The organism is Streptomyces sp. NPDC046203, from assembly GCF_040646255.1.
Taxonomy (GTDB): domain Bacteria; phylum Actinomycetota; class Actinomycetes; order Streptomycetales; family Streptomycetaceae; genus Streptomyces.
Genome location: NZ_JBEYZX010000043.1, coordinates 44,387 through 61,520 on the forward strand (window position 1 = coordinate 44,387; position 17,134 = coordinate 61,520).

Sequence of the window (17,134 nt, forward strand, 5' to 3'; positions counted from 1 at the left end):
TCCACCCCGCCTTCTTCAGTCCCGGGCCGTACTAACTACGGGTACGCACCCAGCAGATCTTGGTGAGATCCGTGCACTCTTCGAACCCGGGCGTGCTGACGAAGAACTTGTCCTTGTCGAGCATGCGGTTCTTGGGGACGAAGAACAGTCCGATGCGGTTGGCCGCTCCGGAGTTCTCGTCGCCGGGAATGCTGGCCCGGCCGCAGATCTCGTTCCAGGTGTTGACCCGGCTGTAGGTGGTGTCCTCCAGCAGGGTCCAGCCGCCCCCGGTGAGCGGTGCGGCGTAGAGCTGCGTGCACTGCTTGCCGTTGTCCACCGCCTGCGGGGGCATGCCGCCGCTCTGGTAGGTCGCGGCGAAGGGGTACTCGTCGCAGCTCGACGTCGTCCCGGGCGGGGCCGAAACAGGGTTGCCGACCCATCGGTCGGGGCCGGACTTCGGACAGATGACGCCTCGGTTGGCGGTCTGTCGCGCCGCGCTCGCGAGGTAGTTCAGCGGAGCGTCGTGGGCCCGGCTCCCCGGGTGGGACGGCAGCCTCTGCATGAGCGTCCAGTAGAAGGCGGCGGCGGACGGGTTCGCTTCCGAGTTCACGACATAGGTGGGCGTGTACTCGGGGAAGACGCAGCCGGGGGCCGTTCGCGTGCCCTTGGCCTCACGGTCGCACCGTACGGCCATCTCGTTGGACGAGTAGCTGGCTGTCGACGTCGACTTGCCCTCGATCTTCCCCGAGAGCGTCCAGTCGAGCTTCATCCGGTCGTTGCCGGACGTTCCGGTCCAGGTCTGTTCCACGGTGGCCGTCGCCGTGTGGGTGTCGGCTGCGGTGGCCCACAGATTGGGCGACGACCAACCGACCGCTCCGGTGGTGCAGTTGGGGCTGCAGGAGGGGGTGATGTCGACACTGACGGCCAGCATCTTCGGATCGGTGACGTACGGAGTGAGCGAGATGGTCTGGGTGAACTTCTCACTGTCCACATTCAGATCGATCTCATGCCGGTACAGGAACGTCCACGTGGCGAAGAGCTGACCATTGACGAACTGCTGAACATCGACGGGGCTCTGCATGCACCCCGTGGTCCGGGTGAAGAAGCGGTTGGCGGAGCTGGAGGAGCAGAACGCGGTCGCGGCCGCGGCGGCCCCGGCCCGAGACTGGGCGAGGGCTCCCTTGGGGGGAGAGGCGGCGGGACCGATGCAGATCTCGGTGTTCTTCTTCCCCTTGACCGGGGTGCAGCTCTTCGCGATTCCGGCCGCGGGCGCGGCCGACTTCCCCTGGGGTGCCAAGGGCGCCAGTTGACCGAACGGTCCACCGGGCAGGGTGGTGATCGGCTCCTCGTCGGCGGGCTCCGGAGCATTGGGGTTCGCCTCGGGCAGGCGGATGTCGGGCACCGCTCCGGGCACGTCGTAGGTGCCGGGGATGAAGGCCACGGCGTCGAACGCGATGTCCTCGTCGCCGGTCCCGTCGTCGGTGATGGACGACAGCCGGACCTCGGGCGAGCTGCCCAGGCGGAACACCCCGAGTGACACCCAGCGGTTGCTGTTCCCGGCCTGCGAGATGACGCGCGTCTCGGTGCCGCGCACCGTGTCGATCTCGTAGCGGGCCTGCGTGGTCTGGGCTCCGTGATCCGGCAGATGGACCATGATCTTGGCCTGGCCCCCGAGGGCCACGTCGGGCTTCCACTTGCCGACGACCTTCAGGCGTTGGCCCTTGGCGTCGTTCTGGCGGGTGTGGGTGAAGTAGAAGTGGCCGCCGAACCCGGCGCCCAGCTGGTGCGTGTCCACCTTGCCCGGGTACACGGTCTCGGTGCCGTTGTTCGAGTAGTTGAGCGTGAACGTTCCCGCGCTGTCCCAGTACTTGGGGCAGTCGGGACGGATGGACGGAACGTTCGTGGGGACGTCGTCCACGATCACCGCATTGGCGGGCAGACCGCTGTTGCCGCAGGCCGGCGGATAGGCGGTGCCGTCGGGCTCCTCACCCATGCTGGTGGAGAACCGCAGGAACTCGTAGCCGCACGTGTCCACGCAGTCGGTCTTCCAGGTGACGGGCTCGTGCCACCAGCACATCAAGTCCTCGCGCCCGCAGGGACCCGTGGAGCCGTTGTCGTTGGTGGCGTCGTCGGAGATCCGCCCCGGGAAGCAGTCGTTGGAGGTGGGTTCGCAGAACGCGTCCTCGGGTGCTTTGAGGCGCGATCGGTTGTAGCGGGCGCTGCCCTTCGTGGACACGCTGTCGTTCGTACCGTTCCACGTGGCGGGCCGGAAGGCGGGCACCATCACGCCGGGCGACTCGACGAAGGACGGCGGGTGCGCGGCGAAGCCCAGGACCTTCTCCTGGTAGGGCCAGTTCTGCGGGCGGGCGGCGGCGCTCGCGTCCTCGTCGCCGGCGGCGTTCTCCATGAACGGCAGCCGCCCGGCGTCCCATTCGGGGTTGGCCGGGTTGTTGGCCCAGCCCAGCCCCCAGGGGGAACCGTCGCCCTGGTCGGGATGGAAGCCCGAGTTGTACGCCCACACGGCGAAGTACCAGTTCTCGGGCCGGCCGGTGGTGCCGTGGTTGGCGATCATGCCGGCGGCGCGTGTCTCGTTCCACTTGGAGACCAGGATCTGCAGTCCGGCGGCGATGTTGGCGGTGTAGTCGAGGGCTACGGCCCGCTGCTTCTGGTAGTCCCAGGCGGGGCCGCCGTGCCCGTCCTCGCGGCCGGCCAGGCGCATGTGGTCGGTGGCCTGGGTGATGCCGTAACCGCAGTCGGCCTTGGCGAAGTCGATGTCCCAGTCGTTGGACGTGTCGGCGTCGTAGAGGTTGATGCCGTAGAAGTTGCCGATGAGCGGGTTGGCCGTGACGCCCGGCACGGCCATCCGGCCGGCCTGCCACATGTTCGACTCCTGGGTGGCCACGCCGAGCATGACCTGGGCCATGGCCCGGCCGCCGCCCTCCAGGGCGGGATTCAAGAAGAGGCTCTGCGGCGAGTAGGCCGGCATGCCGAGGTTCTTCCAGTTGGCGGGCCGGGAGATGTGGGTGTTGAGATATCCCTGGACCGCCTGGTCGACGGCCCACTCCACTTGCCGAGGCTTGGGCTGCATCGCCTGGTTGCCCGGGTCGTTGCGCGGCACCGAGCAGGTTCGTTCGTCCTCGACCGGATTGGTCGGAGAGCTCGAGAACGCGGTCGCCGAAGCCCTCTTGCCGTCGGCCTTGGGCGCGGCCTTGGGCGCGGAGCCGACCAGGCCGGGGGAGGGGTCGCGTCCCTGGGCCGCGTGCGGGGAGGACACCGTCGCGGTGACGGCCCGCAGCGTGGCGCGCCGACCGGAGGCGCGCACGGTGAGATCGAGGTCGACGGGCCGAGCCGTACCGGACTCTCCCGGCTGCAGCAAAGTGCCCTTGCCGTCGGCCCACCGCGGAGGGGAGACGAGCGTCATGCCGAGGGTCGATGCCTGGGCGTCCTTGCCGACGGCCGGGAGACGGCCCACGCCGGCCGGGATGGCACCGCCCGATGCCTTGCTCGGGCCGGTCACGTACACGCCGGTGTTGCTACGGGTGACTCCGAGACCGGTCAGCGGCCCCGTCGCGATGGTGGCCGGCCGGGCTTTCGCCGCGTCAGGGCGGGTCAGCGCATCGGTGCCGAGGTGGCGGGCGGTGGCGTTCCGACCGTGATGGTCGAGCCAGAGCAGACCGCCGTGCGTGTCCGGGGCGAGCCGGAAGGGGACGCCATCGGTGCGCGCCACCGTGGTGGAGTGGCCCTTCGCGTCCAGGGAGACGATCTGGGCACCGCGGGCGGCCAGGGTGGTCTCGGCCGGTCCGGGCACAGCGGAGGTGACCTGCCCCTCGACGAGGACAGGAGCCTGGGTGCGGCCGGTGCGAGCGTCCAGGCGTAACAGGCGGGTGCCGGGACGCTCGTCGGTGCCGGACTGGGTGAGCGCGGCGGTGTCACCGGCGCCGCAGCCCGGGTTGTAGTACGACAGCGACGTGAGGACGGGCAGTTTGCGGACGGAGCCGGAGGCCAGATCGACCACGGCGGTGAAGCCGCCGCGCGCCATCAGCTCGGCCTTGTTGGTGAACGTGCGGGGCGCGTAGACGACGACCGCGTACCGGCCGGTGCCGGTCACACACGCGTTGCCGATCCAGGAGTCGGCCTCGATGCCGGGCTCGGCGAGGGTGGCCAGGTTCTTCCACGCGTATCCGGCCGAACCGGCCGCTGTCAACAGGTGAAAGCCATCCGCGTCGCCGCTGGTCGTCCAGGCGGTGTCCTGAGAGGACTGCCACCCCTTGCCCAGCAGCGCGGGCCGTTCGGCCTCGGGTATGGAAGCAGGGTGACGAGAGGCGGCCGGCGCGGGGGAACTCGTGGCCTGGGGCGATTTCGGTGGTGCGGCTCCGGCGGGAGCGGTCGACAAGACTCCGCTCAGCATCGCGGCGGCTGCGAGAGCCGACCATGACGCCCGGGGTCTGGACAGGCGATGGCGCATCGATGTCCCTTTCGGTGGAATTCTCCGGACAGCCGAAAGCTCCCTCTGTTCGTCAGAGGGAGCTCCGAAATTCTCTCCGGATGCTTGGTATCGCAGCCGGATGACTTAATTTCATACGGCACATGAAGTTTTGCGGCGATCACTCTGCCCACGGGGTCGTGGCGAGTCAAGGTTTCATTTTTCGCAAGCCCTCAAATTTGCCAAATTCCTGCGCGGCCCTCGCGGGGCTGGTCCCGGCTGCGGGGGAAGCGCGCGGAGGGCGGGAGCGGGTCCGGGTCCGCGCCGTGCCCTTCGCCCCCTTGGCATCGGCGGTCGGTGCCGGTGCGCCTCAGTCGGCGTGCCGGCGGGGGTTTCGCCGGACCGGGGGGTCCTGGCCGCTCCGGGCTCGTACGCGACGCGACGGCGTTTCCGCGGAGGGGAAGCGAGACCTTCTCGGCTTTTCTCGACCTTTTCAGATTTTTTGGTTTTCTCGGTATCGAGGGTCGAGTCACGAGCGCGGCGCCGGGTTCTGGGCGGAGTGCCGGGTGCCCGTTCGAGACCTGGTTCGAGAGGAGTGGACGGCTCGCTGCCCTGCCCCTCACCGGCACGCAAGGGAAGAAGATCGAGGCGCTCTTCCCAATCCCGAAGAAGAAGTCCAGGATTGTGCCCCCGCGACTCGCGTTCGAGGCGTCGTTGTACGAGGTTCGGCATGGCCGCATGTGGAAAGCTCTACTCGGCGTACGAGGGGAAGACGGTCACCGGCCGGGTGGAGACCGTCCTCTCGCGCGGCGAACCCGTCATCGAGCGGCGGACTTACCTGGGCCGGCCCGGCCACGGCGGTTTCGTCCCCCGCTCCACCTGCCAGTACCTCGACTAGGAGCCGCCCCGTGGACTTCGGACTCGTCCTGCAGACCGACCCGCCCGCCTCGCAGGTCGTCGGCCTGATGCGCCGCGCGGAACGCAACGGCTTCCGCTACGGCTGGACCTTCGACTCCGCCGTGCTGTGGCAGGAACCGTTCGTCATCTACAGCCGGATCCTGGAGCACACCACCAAGCTCCACGTGGGCCCCATGGTGACCAACCCGGGCACCCGTACCTGGGAGGTCACCGCCTCCACCTTCGCCACGCTCAACGACATGTTCGGCAACCGGACCGTCTGCGGCATCGGCCGCGGCGACTCCGCGATGCGCGTAGCCGGCCGCAAGCCGAACACCCTGGCGCGGCTCGGCGAGGCCATGGACGTCATCCGCGACCTCGCCGAGGGGCGGGAGGCGGAGGTGGACGGCAACCCGATCCGCCTGCCGTGGGTCAAGGACGGCAAGCTGCCGATGTGGATGGCGGCGTACGGGCCGAAGGCGCTCGCGCTTGCCGGACAGAAGGCCGACGGGTTCATCCTCCAGCTCGCCGACCCGTTCCTGACCGAGTGGATGGTCAAGGCGGTCCGGCAGGCCGCCGCCGACGCCGGCCGCGACCCGGCCTCGGTCGCCATCTGCGTGGCCGCCCCGGCGTACGTCACCGCCGACGACTCGCCCGAGGCCCTGGCCCACGCCCGCGAGCAGTGCCGCTGGTTCGGCGGCATGGTCGGCAACCACGTCGCCGACCTGGTCGCCCGGTACGGCGAGCACTCCGGCATGGTCCCGGACGAGCTGACCGAGTACATCAAGAACCGCCACGGCTACGACTACAGCCACCACGGCCGCACCGGGAACCCCGACACCGAGTTCGTCCCGGACGAGATCGTCGACCGCTTCTGCCTCCTCGGCCCGGCGGGCGCACACGTCGAGAAGCTGCGGCGACTGCGCGAGCTCGGCGTGGACCAGTTCGCCCTCTACGCCATGCACGACGACCGCGAGGGCACGATCGACGCCTACGGGACGGAGGTCATCCCGGCCTTCCGCTGACGACTGGTGAAGGCCGGGACTCCGGGGCGCCGTCTTCGTATGACGGAGCGCCCCGGCGAACTCACATAGGCACCGCGTGTACGTCACCTTGGGAGTCGGTGGCGTACAAGACGCCACTGCTGAACGCGGGTGAGCCTTGCGGATCCCGACTCACAAGAAGATCTTGAGACCGGACCCTTCGGCCTGTCCGGAGATCCCATCTGACCAACTTCGCGGCACGGTCGGCCGTGAAGACGGCGTCGTCAACGACGAGTGGTTTGAGAAGAAGGCGGCCCTCGGTCTTCTTCTCCTTGCTCCACAGAGGGACTCCGGTCCTCGCGTCGAGGGCCACGAGCCGTCTGTCCGTGTAGCCGAAGACCAGTGCCCCACTTGCTGCGACCGGAGCCGAAGCAAGGGGCTTTTCGGCATCGAACGTCCAAATAGTTTGTCCGTTCTCAGGATTAACCGCCACGATTCTCGGAGGTTCGGATGGTCCATCCTGCTGCACGACCGCGTATACGCCCTGGTCCGTGACCTCCCAGTCCAGGGAAAAAGAAGCCTCTGTCTTGTAAGACCAGGCCTCGCGTCCCTCGGAGAGTGCCACAATGCGATTCGCGCCAGTACCTGCCGTATCGCCTGGACGCTGAGATTCCCTGGCCATGAACAGTACGTATCCGGCGGCTGCCCGGGGAGCGGAGGCAGCGGCGAGCCCATGGGCGGGAAGTGACCAGAGGGGCCTGAGAGTCGACAGGTCGAGGGCGTGCAAGCTGCCGTCCTGAGTGGGTGCGTACAGCGCATCCTTCGAGATGCCCAGCAGTCCGTCGCGGACCAGAGCTGGATGGGATGTAAGGGGCTTTCCGGTTCGTAGGTCGACTGCTTGAAGTGGGCCGCCTTTGCCAGGGAAGTAGGCGGTGCCCCCGTGAAGGGCGGGCTTTCCGGGGTACCACATCTGGGTCAGGGGAAACCGCTGTCGACCCTCGAGGTCGATTACGTGCAGCCTGTACGCCTCCTGAACCATCAGCAAGCCATCGGACAGAATGGGCTGTCGAGCGGGGCCGGAGGCAGCACGGATCTGCCAGGGCTCGGGCTTGTCCCGTGCTCGAGGTCCAGCGGTTTTACGACCCTGGATGTCCGCACGGTCTTTACGTGGAGATCGCTGCTTCCGCTTCTTCCGCACCTTGGCGATGGCGATGTCGTACTGCATCTCGCCACCCATACGAGGGGTTTGTGTGGCCCCCTCCTGGTGAAGGCGCTCGGAGGCGTACCGGAAGAGCTCCTGGAGGGTGATGAAGCCGTCGCCGTTGAGATCCGCTGCACCGCTGGACGCGCCTTCGATGAGCATCCCTGTGAAGAGGGATGGCGCGGGCGTCTCCGCATCGGGGTGGTGACCTTCCCAGGCTCTTTGCCACCTGGTACCGGCAGTGATGACGACGCGGCCGTGACCGGCCAACGCCTCCGCGAATTCGGCCGATCCGTCACCTTTCGCTCCTGGGAGGAAGGAGCCGCTGTAGCAGCAGTCGAGGATCACGATGATGCTTCGAGCGAGGCATTCCTCCATGACTTCGTGGATGAATGCCGCAGAGATTGCCGTATAAGAAGGTCGCTCGGGATCCGTTTGGCGGAGGGCGAAGTGGAGCTTGTCTCTCCGGCTCAACACGCCGTGGCAGGAGAGATACAGGAGGCGAACGTCGTCACCCGAAGCAGTGAGGAAGAACTCGCCAATCGCCCGCTCCAGCGTGGAGCGGTCGGCATTGATGAGTGTCTGGACCTCGAATCCTCCGATCTCGGGGTCGCGCAGGAGCGTGTCCAGGCCAGTGCAGTCCACCTCAGGTGAACGGAGCGCCGGCAGCTCAGGATGGTCGTATATCCCCGTCCCGATGAGCAGGGCTCCGCGATTTCCTTTGCTGAAAGATTGGATCGCCATATAGTCAGGCCAGATCTGTGGAGCGGTCTTCAGGAGGCTGATCGGCCGGGGTCTCGCGGTGAGCGAGGAACGCATCGATCAAACGTTCTCGCTCAGTAACCGAGGCGTTGCCCAACTCGATCACCCGGCCTTCCAGCTCCACCTTGATGCCGTGCACAGGGCGGTTCTTCAGCCAAGTGTCGGTGACGAGGAGAGCCTGGCGCAGGACAAAGGACGCGGCCGTGACGACAACTGACCCGACAGCGATCGTCTCGCCACTCTTGGCTCCGCTCGCACATTCTCCCGCCGAACGCCCCGATCGTACGTCTGCTACGTCCAGATCCTCGAGAGCCCGGCGCAATTGGCCACCAAGGCGCAGCAGTTCGTCATGATCTGGTTCGGCAAGGCCCAGAAGTTCCAGCCGTATGGTCTTGTGCATAGCCCCACTCCATTTTCTGTACTGTGCGCACGACATATTACGGAGAAATATGGCTGGGCTGAGCAGACTGTTAGGCACTGAGGCGACAACCGGGATTGAGGCGTCGCGGGCGCACCGTCCCGGGAGGGTCAGGGGCGTCCGAAGGTCAGCAGGCGGAACGCGTCGCGTGCGCCGGTGAGCTGTACACGATCGCGGGTGAAGTAGAGCTTGTTGGTGAGGAGTACGGCCCAGCGCTGCTGCCTTGGGCTGATCCACATGGCGGTGCCAGTGAAGCCGTAGTGGACCCAGACTTCCTCCCTGAGGTCAGTGTCCGGGGCCGGGTGCCAGAAGAGGCCGCGGGCGGGGGTGAGTTCGCCGGTGCGGATGCGGAGGGAGTCGGCGATCCAGGACCGGCCGAAGGTCGGCTCTGTGGGGGCGAGCATGTGGCGGAGGAAGCGAGCGAGGTCCGGCAGGGTGGAGAAGGCGCCGGCGATGCCGCAGGTGCCGCCGAGGAGGCGGGCGGAGAAGTCGTGGGCGGTGCCCTTGAGATGGGTACTGGTTTCCTTGTCGAGTTCGGTGGGGGCGCAGCGGGCGGCCATGTCCGCGGGCAAGAGGCCAAAGCGGGTCTCCGCCATGCCCAGCGGCTCCCAGATGCGGCTGGTCGCCAGGGTGTCGAGGGGCCGGCCGGTGAGGTGTTCGGCGAGGTAGCCGAGGATGAGGGCGGCGCGGTCGGTGTACTCGACGGCCTCGCTCGGGGCGCGGTGGAGAGCCTCGCACAGGACGCCGTCGCGGATGTCCTGGGGGTCGGTGCCGTAGAGGCCCTTGAGGTTGGCGCGGAGAGGCAGGCCGGCTGTGTGGGTCAGGAGCTCGCGGGCGGTGACCTGAGCGAGCGGGTGGCCGGTGACCTCGGGCCAGAAGGCGCCCAGCGGGGTGTGCAGTTGGAGTTTGCCCTCTTCGATGAGGGTGCCGATGACGGCCCACACGGCGACGATCTTGGTGAGACTGGCGATGTCGAAGAGGGTGTCGAGCCGCATCGGCTCGCCGGGGACGGTCGGGTCGAGAAGGCCGACGGTTCCGCTCGCGGCCGTGCCGTCTGCGTTGCCCACGGCCCAGACGGCCCCCGGGTACACCCGGTCGCGGACGCCGTCCTGGAGGAGCTGTTCAATGCGCGGGATGTCGAGCGTCATGGTGCTCCGATCGTAGTGAGATGGCACGGGCCTGGACAGGTACGCCACGGGTGATCACGCCAGTCGCCTGCCCAGCTCGGCGAGCGTTGTGGCGGTGGCGCTCAGCGGGAATCGGGCCGCGTTGGCGAGGCCGGCCGCACGGAGGGAACGGAGGAGCGCGGGGCTCGTGCGGAGACGTTCCAGGTCGGAGGCGACGACACGAGGGTCGGTGAAGTCGGTGGCCAGACCGGTTCCTCCGAGGGCTTCGCTGAGGCCGGGAACGGGTTGGTGGAGGACGGGCAGACCGCATGCCTGGGCTTCGAGGGCGACGAGGCCCATGGCCTCCAGCGTCGTGGAGGGCATGACGAGGACATCGTGGTCGGCGAACGTCTTCCATAACTGCGGGCGCCGCAGCCAGCCCAGGTAGCGCACGTGCGCTCCGAGCTGATGGAGACGTGGGCGGAGCGCGTGGAACTCGGCCCGGGGTGTCGCGATGGAGAGTTCGGCGGACCGGGTGAAGGGGAGGGCTGCCAGCAGGTTCTCGAATCCCTTCTCGGGGGTGAGACGGCCCGCGTACAGGATCCGGAGATGGCTCGAAGACCGGCTCGGGGAGCGAGGCAGCGGGGCGGAGAGGAGGTGGTCCGGTATGCCCCAGGGGATCTTCTCGATCTTGCGGCGCCTCGTGTCGGGAGCGAGCCGGAGCAGCCGGTCGGCCATGGCGCCCGTGGGCACCACGATGGTGTCCGCCGCCCGGGCCGCTTGGCGCAGAACGGTGAGCTGCTGCGGGTGGGCCTCCGCGAACAGCAGATCGGTTCCATGGACGAGCGCGATGCGCGGGCGGTTCGGGAACGCGCGGATCAGGGCCGGCGTGGCGCCGAAGGCGAGGTGCTGAAGATGGAGCACTCCGGCATCGCTCGGGTCGACGGCTTCGGTGAGGGCGCGCCGCAGCAGGGTGACGTAGCGGTGGTACGCGTATCCGGTCAGGGACTTGCCGGGGGCGCACAACAGCTGCAGCCCCGCCGGCGTGAGCGGAGGCAGTCCGGTCGAGTCCGGGGCGAGCATAAAGGCCCGGGCAGGCAGTCGGGGGTGCTGTCCGGTGTACAGATCGAGGAAGAGTTCGACGCTGCCGCCGGGGCTGGGGAAGGGCAGGTCCAAGGCGGTGATGACAGTGGGGTTCACGTGCGGCCCCCTGGGTTCTCCTCGTGTAGACGGGAGGTCTCGATGCCCTCGCTGAAGCGGTACTTCAGACCGTGCTGCTGGTAGCTGGCCGTTGCACCGAGCGTCTGGAGGAAGACCAGCTTGCCGAAGGTCATCCGCGGGTACACGCGGACCGGTCGGCTCGTCCGGATCTCCAGCGTCCAGCGGATGGCGTGCCCTTGATGTCCCAGCGGCGCGGAGACATGGACCCAGATGCCCAACGCGCCGATCGTCCTGTCGCCGTTGAGGAGCTGGGCGTACGTCTCCGAACCGGTCCGCTCGTATGTCGTACCGAGGTAGAGGATGTCGGGAAGCAGCATGTACCCGGCTTCGGGTATGACCACCTCGCTGAACTCGGTCGGGGTGGCCGCGTCAAGGGAACCGTCGTGGAGGCGCAGGCTGTCGCCCAGCCGCCAGTCGTAGGCGTTGGGCGAGACCCTGTTCGGCTCGTACGGCTCGATGGCGATCTCGCCGGCTGCGCGGGCGGCTGCGATGGCCGGACCGGTGAGGATCACGAGGCCACCGCACCGAAGGGTCCGTGGGTGGCGATGTCGCGCCAGTAGGCGGAGGGCTGCGGGCCGGCCGAGGACTGGTACTTGCCCGAGTAAAGGGTCACGGGACCGACCGAGACGAAGAACATGATCTGGCCGATTCGCATGCCGGAGTAGACACGGAGCGGGCGGATAGGCGAGAGCATCAGGGTCCACTGACCGTGGAAGCCCAGGTCTCCGATAGGCGCGGTGATCTCGACGAAGAGGCCGAGGCGGCCGACCGACGAGCGGCCGAAGAGGAGCGGGACGAAGGTGTCGGAGCCGATTTCCTCGATGGTGTGCCCGAGGTAGAGCTGTCCCGGTTGGAGCTTGAAGCCGTCGGGTCCGATCCCGATCGCCTCGGTGGGGTTCGGTCGGTGGGCGTCCAGCGCGCCGGCGGTGTACGTGAGGAGGGTTCCGCCGAGCCGGACGTTGTAGCTGTTCGGGTTGACCTGGGCCGGTTCGAACGGGGAGATGCGGATGCGGCCGTCCGCGGCGGCCTGAGTGATCTCGGGACCGGTGAGGATCATCGGGACTCTCCGTCGGTGAGGGTGCGCTGGACTGCCTGGCTGAGGGATGTCCCGGTTCGCTGGATCCGGCCGCCGACGTAGGCATCGGCGAGATAGCTGGTGGTCAGAACGATCGGCATGCGGTCGGGCAGAGGGAACGGTGCTGACACGATCGGGCCGGCCCGCTCGGCGAGATGGGTGAGGAGAGCGGCCGGGTTCGCGACATAGGGATCAGGGACGTGGGCGTGGACGAGGTCGTTGCCGAACGGCTCGATGGCCAGGAGGTCGCCTTGCGAGAGCGTGGTCCCGAGGTGGGGGGAACGGAATGCGGTCTCGTTCAGTACGACGACCTCGGCTCCCAGGCTGCTTGGCCCGTGGTGAAGACGTTCGACGAGGTCCCAGGCCAGCGCACGACGGTCCAAAGGGCCTTTTCTGTAAGGAAGCCGAAGCGTTCCCAGTGGTAAGCGCAGCTTCTGCTGCCAGGAGGCCAAGGAGCGGCGGAACGGATACAGATCCTGGGGGACAACCGAGGCCGGCGGGAAGTCGGCCACCCGGCTGGCCCAGCTGGTGTCCAGGGGCTGCACGAGCGCGTACCCGGTGGCCAGCTCCCGACCCTTGAGGATCACGGTGTCGCCGACACGGACCGGAGCGGGCCGGTCACTGTGGCAATGTCCGGCGAAGACGACATCGAGGAACGGGCAGGACTTCGCCAGCCCGAGGTCTTCGTCGAACCCCGAGTGGCTCAGCACCACCCACGAGTCGACCTCGTGGTGGTGGGCCAGTAGCAGCTCACGCAGTGCGCCGACCGGTTCGAGGACATGATGTCCGGCCCGCTGACCGACCGGAATGGCGTTGAACGCCTGAGGGCTGATGATGCCGGTGACGGCGACTCGGCGGGGCCCCACCCGGATCAGTCGCAGGGTGGGGAAAAGAGGCTTGCCGGTCTTGCTGTCCACGGCGTTCGCGCACACCGTGATGCGGTGCAGGCCGGGCTCGAAGTAGTGGGGCCAGCCGTGGTTGCCCGGCGCGATCACGTCGTAGAGCCGGAGCAGGATGTCTCTTTCGATTCGGCCCCGGCCGAGCCGGTAGTAGCCGGTGCCTTCGAAGAAGTCGCCGCAGTCCACGACGAGGGCGCCGTCCTGCCGTGCTGCGTGCAGGTAGGCGAGCATCGGGACGGCGGTGTCGAAGGCCGAGTGGACGTCGGTGGTGGCGACGATCCGCTGGATCAGCCGTCGCGCTGGGGTCATGGGGTGACCTCGCAGATGTCGGCTCCCAGGGAGAGGAGCTTCCCGGGGAGATCCGCGTGGCCACGGCGCAGTTGATCGACACCGCCGAGCGTGGTGACTCCGCGTGCGGTGAGGCCGGCGACGGCGAGAGCGGAACCGGTGCGGATGTCGGTGGCCTCGACTCCGGCGCCGCTCAGCCGCTGCGGTCCGACGAACCGGCACTCGGTGGAGGACACTTCCGTGATGACGGCACCCAGCCGGACGAGTTGCGGAAGAAGGTTGCCGTGGCGCCCCGGGTTGATCGGGTCGGAGAAAAGATGGGTCCCCGGGAAGCCCAGGGCCAGCGCCAAGAGCGGCGGTTCGAAGTCGGCGTCCAGACTGCCGGGCGCGAGACTGGCCAGGGCCCGCAGCGGCCGGCCAGTCGGCTGGATGTCCTGGCCCTGGATGGTCAGGGCTTCGGTCTCCTCCGAGGTGGGGATGCCCAGCCGGTGCAGAGCCGCGATGAGCGGTGCGATGTCGGGACTGTGGACGCCCGTGATCCGAGCCGTGCCGCCGGTCGCGGCCACGGCGCAGGCCAGCGTCCCGGCCTCGATCTTGTCTCCGGGCATCCTCCAGACCGGCGACTCGGCGACCTCGGACGACGGCGGGGCGAGGGTGAGGACACGATCGGCGGCCCGGCACGCGTAGCCCACCGCCGTCAGGGCTGTCAGAACACACAGCACCTCCGGCGAGAGGTTCGGCTGGCCGAGCCGCAGCGGCACTTTTGCGGCCACGGCCCGGAGAACCGCCGCGATGGTGGCCCCGCGAGAACGGAACGGGAGTGCCAGGGACACGGTTCCGCCGACCAGCCTGCCCGCCTCGACGACATACCCGTGGTCATCCACCCGCACCCGGTCGCCGAAGCTCTCGTAGACCTTGAAGTGTTGCTCCATGCCCCGGTCTCCGATCCGGCAGCCGCCCGGCCAGGGGAGCCGCGCCCGGCCGTGCAGGGCGAGGAGTGCGGGGACGAGGTAGTACGAGGCCCGGATGCGGGACGCCCGCTCGCTCAGCCCGTCGAGCGGCTGGGCGGCGTCGGCCGGGAGGATCAGAGCGGTGTGGGCGTCGTCGATCGGACGAGCGGTGTTCCAGCCCGCTTCGTGCAGCAGGCTCAGCAGCGTCCGAACATCGGAACTGACAGGGACGTTGTCGAGGCGAACGGGCCGGAGCAGGGTGGCCGCGGCGGCGACGAGCGGGAGTGCCGCGTTCTTCGAGCCATCGACGGCCACCGAGCCGGAGAGGGGCCGGCCGGGCCGGATCGCGATCACCTGGGCCGACAGGGTGGGAACAGGGGTGCTCACGTGCAACTCCTCTGTACGGGAAGTGGTGTGGAAGCGGTGGACCTGGCCGTGGAGAGGGTCGGCACGTCGAACTCGGCCCAGCAACATTTGCCGTGGGCCAAGGGCGTTGTCCCGAAGCGGTCGGCCAGGGCGTCGATCAGGAAGAGGCCGCGACCGCCCTCGCTGCCGAGGTCCGGCAGGGAAGGGGCCGGGAGCGTGGGACCGGCGTCGTGGATCTCCATACGCAGGACCGCGTCGGACAGGCGGGCGGTTACCGTGACCGGGCAGTGTCCGGCGTACCGGATCGCGTTTGTCACGAGTTCGCTGAACACGATCTCGGAGGCGTGGACGACATCGGCGTCCGATGCGACTGCCGCCCAGTCTTGGACGACGTCCCGTAGTAGCCGACGTGCCGTGGTCACGGCGACCGGCGTGGGCGGGATGGTGAAGGTGATCTGGTGTGCTTCCACGCGACCTCCAGAGATGGGATCAGCCATCCCAAGGAACCGTGGAAAGAGTCGGGTTGGCTACGCGCTGTGCATCTGCTGCATCCCGTATGCACAAGTCGCATGCCGACCCCGCACAGCTCGCATACGCTCGCGCGCACAGGCATGCTCTACGAGGATGGAAGGGCGTGGATGGCAGACGTGAAGACCGAAGCCGGGAACATCGGCGAGACGATCAAGCGTGCCCGGCAGCGCAGCGGTCGCACACAGACCGACGTAGCCACTGCTCTGGGCTACCACCAGTCCAAGCTGAGCCGCTTGGAGAGCGGACGCGGCACCGACGACGTCCGCGTCCTTCGCGCCGTCGCAGCCGAACTCGGCATTCCTCCTGGTCTGTTCGGCTTGAGCGGCCTCGGCCCGTCCGCTGTACCACACCCCGACGATCCAGAGACAGAAGACATGCGCCGCCGCACTCTCCTCGCCGCGAGCATTGCCTCCCTCACGGCCCCGGTCGTGCCTGCGGCTGCCCGGCCCGCACTTGTCGGCGCTGCCCACGACGATCTCGTACGAGCGCTTCTTCCTGGACCCCGGACTGCCGTGGCATTCCCGCCAAGGGCGAACGGAGACATCGACTCCCTGCGGGACAGGCTCGCCACCGCACGCCGCCTGTTCTCCACTTGTGACTACGCGGAGCTGGAGGTCACGCTGCCCGGCCTCATCGCCGATCTCCGGGAGACTTCCGGAGATCATCAACACGCCGGCGAGACTGCCGGCCCGCTGGCCACCGCCTACCAGACGGCGACGAGCCTGTTGCTCAAGCAGGGCGACCACGGAAACGCCTGGCTCGCCGTCGGCCGTGCCCTCGCCGAGGCCGAACGGTCCGGTGACCCCGTCGTTCTGGCTTCCAGCGTGCGTGTGCACGCCCACGTCCTGACCCGCGAGAAGCACACCGGCCAAGCCGTCATCCTCGTTCGGCATACGGCAGACCAGCTCGCCGGAGCCTATGACCAGCGCCCGCCCCGTTACCTTGCCGCTGTGGGACTGCTTCTGCTGCGCGGAGTGACCGCCGCGAGCAGCGCCGGCGACCGTGCGGCCACCCGGGAGTTCCTCGACGAGGCGAAGGACGTCGCCCGCTACGTCGCACTCGACCAACCTGATGCCTGGGCCAACTTCAGTCCAACCAACGTCGCACTCCACGCGGTCAGCGCCTCGGTCGCCTTCGGAGACGCCGGTATCGCCCTCAATGCTGCCGCCCCTCTCATGCGCCGTCACATCCCGGTCCCTGAAAGGCGGGCAGCCCTCTGGGTCGAGGCCGCCCGCGCCTACAACCAGCAGGGCCGACTGGCCGAGAGCTACCAGGCTCTCCGGATCGCCGAGACCTGCGCCGCCCAGGACGTACGCCGCCCTGCTGTCCGTGACCTGGTCGCCGACATGGCCGCCCGTGACCGACGACGTACGCTGCCCGAACTCCACCACTTCAGCCACCTACTGGGAGTTCCCGCGTGACCGCACAGCCGTTCCTGTACGTAGTCGTCTGCGCCGCCGGCATCGCGGGCGACGCTCACAAGCTCATCACCGCGGCGCAGCAACGGGGTTGGAGCATCGGTGTCGTGGCCACTCCGCAGGCGCTCGGCTTCCTGGACACCGGTGCGATCGAAGAACGGACCGGTTACCCGATCCGCTCCGCCTGGCGGAGCCCCGGAGACCCGCGCCCGCTTCCGCCCGCTGATGCGATCGCCGTCGCGCCGGCCACGTTCAACACGATCAACAAGTGGGCGGCCGGTGTCGCGGACACCCTCGCGCTGGGCATCTTGTGCGAGGCGTACGGGATGGGGATTCCGACGGCGGTCCTGCCGTACGTGAACGCGGCGATGGCCGCACATCCGGCGTACGGGCGGAGTCTGACGCAGCTGCGGGAGATGGGTGTCCTGGTCGGGTCGTACGAGCCGCACCAGCCGAAGGCGAGTGGGGGAGCGGAGCGGTTCCGCTGGGCGGAAGCGCTCGATCTGCTGGCCCCGAGTGTCTGAGACCGCGGCCTGGGCGGTACACGCTCCTGGCGTGGCGGAGACGGCCGGGGGGGCCGGGGGGCACACGGGCCGCCCCCCCGGGGTGGGGAGTGC

At 68.4% G+C, this 17,134-nt stretch carries 13 protein-coding genes and 1 pseudogene; 4 read left to right on the top strand and 10 right to left on the bottom strand.

Translation table 11 applies throughout. The features are described from left to right. Positions 1–31: 31 nt before the first annotated feature. Entirely contained in the window at positions 32–4,183 is a 4,152-nt protein-coding gene (locus ABZ990_RS25170) for a hypothetical protein (protein ID WP_361235780.1), read from the bottom strand. A 970-nt stretch (positions 4,184–5,153) separates the two neighbouring features. Between ABZ990_RS25170 and ABZ990_RS25175 the strand changes: the two are divergent. Continuing rightward, positions 5,154–5,300: pseudogene (locus tag ABZ990_RS25175) on the top strand (dihydropyrimidinase); the annotation flags it as partial. Positions 5,301–5,310: 10 nt separating this feature from the next. Further along, on the top strand, positions 5,311–6,324 hold the full coding sequence (locus tag ABZ990_RS25180; RefSeq protein WP_361235783.1) for a TIGR03842 family LLM class F420-dependent oxidoreductase: 1,014 nt from the start codon (positions 5,311–5,313) through the stop codon (positions 6,322–6,324). 61 nt (positions 6,325–6,385) lie between these two features. Here ABZ990_RS25180 and ABZ990_RS25185 read toward each other — a convergent pair whose 3' ends face one another. The 9 genes from ABZ990_RS25185 to ABZ990_RS25225 form a co-directional block, all read right to left on the bottom strand. Then, entirely contained in the window at positions 6,386–8,227 is a 1,842-nt protein-coding gene (locus ABZ990_RS25185) for a PQQ-binding-like beta-propeller repeat protein (protein WP_361235786.1), read from the bottom strand. Positions 8,228–8,231: 4 nt separating this feature from the next. Then, entirely contained in the window at positions 8,232–8,645 is a 414-nt protein-coding gene (locus tag ABZ990_RS25190) for a hypothetical protein (RefSeq protein ID WP_361235789.1), read from the bottom strand. A gap of 128 nt (positions 8,646–8,773) precedes the next feature. Further along, positions 8,774–9,811 carry a serine hydrolase domain-containing protein gene (locus ABZ990_RS25195; protein WP_361235792.1) on the bottom strand — a complete coding sequence of 346 codons (1,038 nt, stop codon included), beginning with the start codon at positions 9,809–9,811 and terminating at the stop codon, positions 8,774–8,776. A 54-nt stretch (positions 9,812–9,865) separates the two neighbouring features. After that, on the bottom strand, positions 9,866–10,969 hold the full coding sequence (locus ABZ990_RS25200; RefSeq protein WP_361235795.1) for a glycosyltransferase family 4 protein: 1,104 nt from the start codon (positions 10,967–10,969) through the stop codon (positions 9,866–9,868). Beyond that, on the bottom strand, positions 10,966–11,502 hold the full coding sequence (locus tag ABZ990_RS25205; protein WP_361235798.1) for a deoxycytidine triphosphate deaminase: 537 nt from the start codon (positions 11,500–11,502) through the stop codon (positions 10,966–10,968). Before ABZ990_RS25205 ends, ABZ990_RS25200 begins: the two co-directional genes overlap by 4 nt. After that, complete coding sequence (gene dcd, locus ABZ990_RS25210) at positions 11,499–12,047, bottom strand: dCTP deaminase (RefSeq protein ID WP_361235801.1); 549 nt, start codon at positions 12,045–12,047, stop codon at positions 11,499–11,501. The genes ABZ990_RS25205 and dcd overlap by 4 nt, the downstream gene beginning before the upstream one ends. Beyond that, complete coding sequence (locus ABZ990_RS25215; RefSeq protein ID WP_361235803.1) at positions 12,044–13,273, bottom strand: bifunctional metallophosphatase/5'-nucleotidase; 1,230 nt, start codon at positions 13,271–13,273, stop codon at positions 12,044–12,046. The genes dcd and ABZ990_RS25215 overlap by 4 nt, the downstream gene beginning before the upstream one ends. Further along, positions 13,270–14,589, bottom strand: coding sequence for a UDP-N-acetylglucosamine 1-carboxyvinyltransferase (locus ABZ990_RS25220; RefSeq protein ID WP_361235806.1), 1,320 nt, complete (start codon positions 14,587–14,589; stop codon positions 13,270–13,272). The genes ABZ990_RS25215 and ABZ990_RS25220 overlap by 4 nt, the downstream gene beginning before the upstream one ends. Further along, complete coding sequence (locus tag ABZ990_RS25225) at positions 14,586–15,038, bottom strand: ATP-binding protein (protein ID WP_361235809.1); 453 nt, start codon at positions 15,036–15,038, stop codon at positions 14,586–14,588. Before ABZ990_RS25225 ends, ABZ990_RS25220 begins: the two co-directional genes overlap by 4 nt. Positions 15,039–15,206: 168 nt before the next feature. Here ABZ990_RS25225 and ABZ990_RS25230 point away from each other — a divergent pair, with 168 nt between their 5' ends. Next, the gene (locus tag ABZ990_RS25230) at positions 15,207–16,520 is read left to right on the top strand and encodes a helix-turn-helix transcriptional regulator (RefSeq protein ID WP_361235823.1); all 1,314 of its coding nucleotides are present in this window, start codon (positions 15,207–15,209) and stop codon (positions 16,518–16,520) included. After that, on the top strand, positions 16,517–17,041 hold the full coding sequence (locus ABZ990_RS25235; protein WP_361235813.1) for a flavoprotein: 525 nt from the start codon (positions 16,517–16,519) through the stop codon (positions 17,039–17,041). The genes ABZ990_RS25230 and ABZ990_RS25235 overlap by 4 nt, the downstream gene beginning before the upstream one ends. The last annotated feature ends 93 nt before the right edge of the window (positions 17,042–17,134 follow it).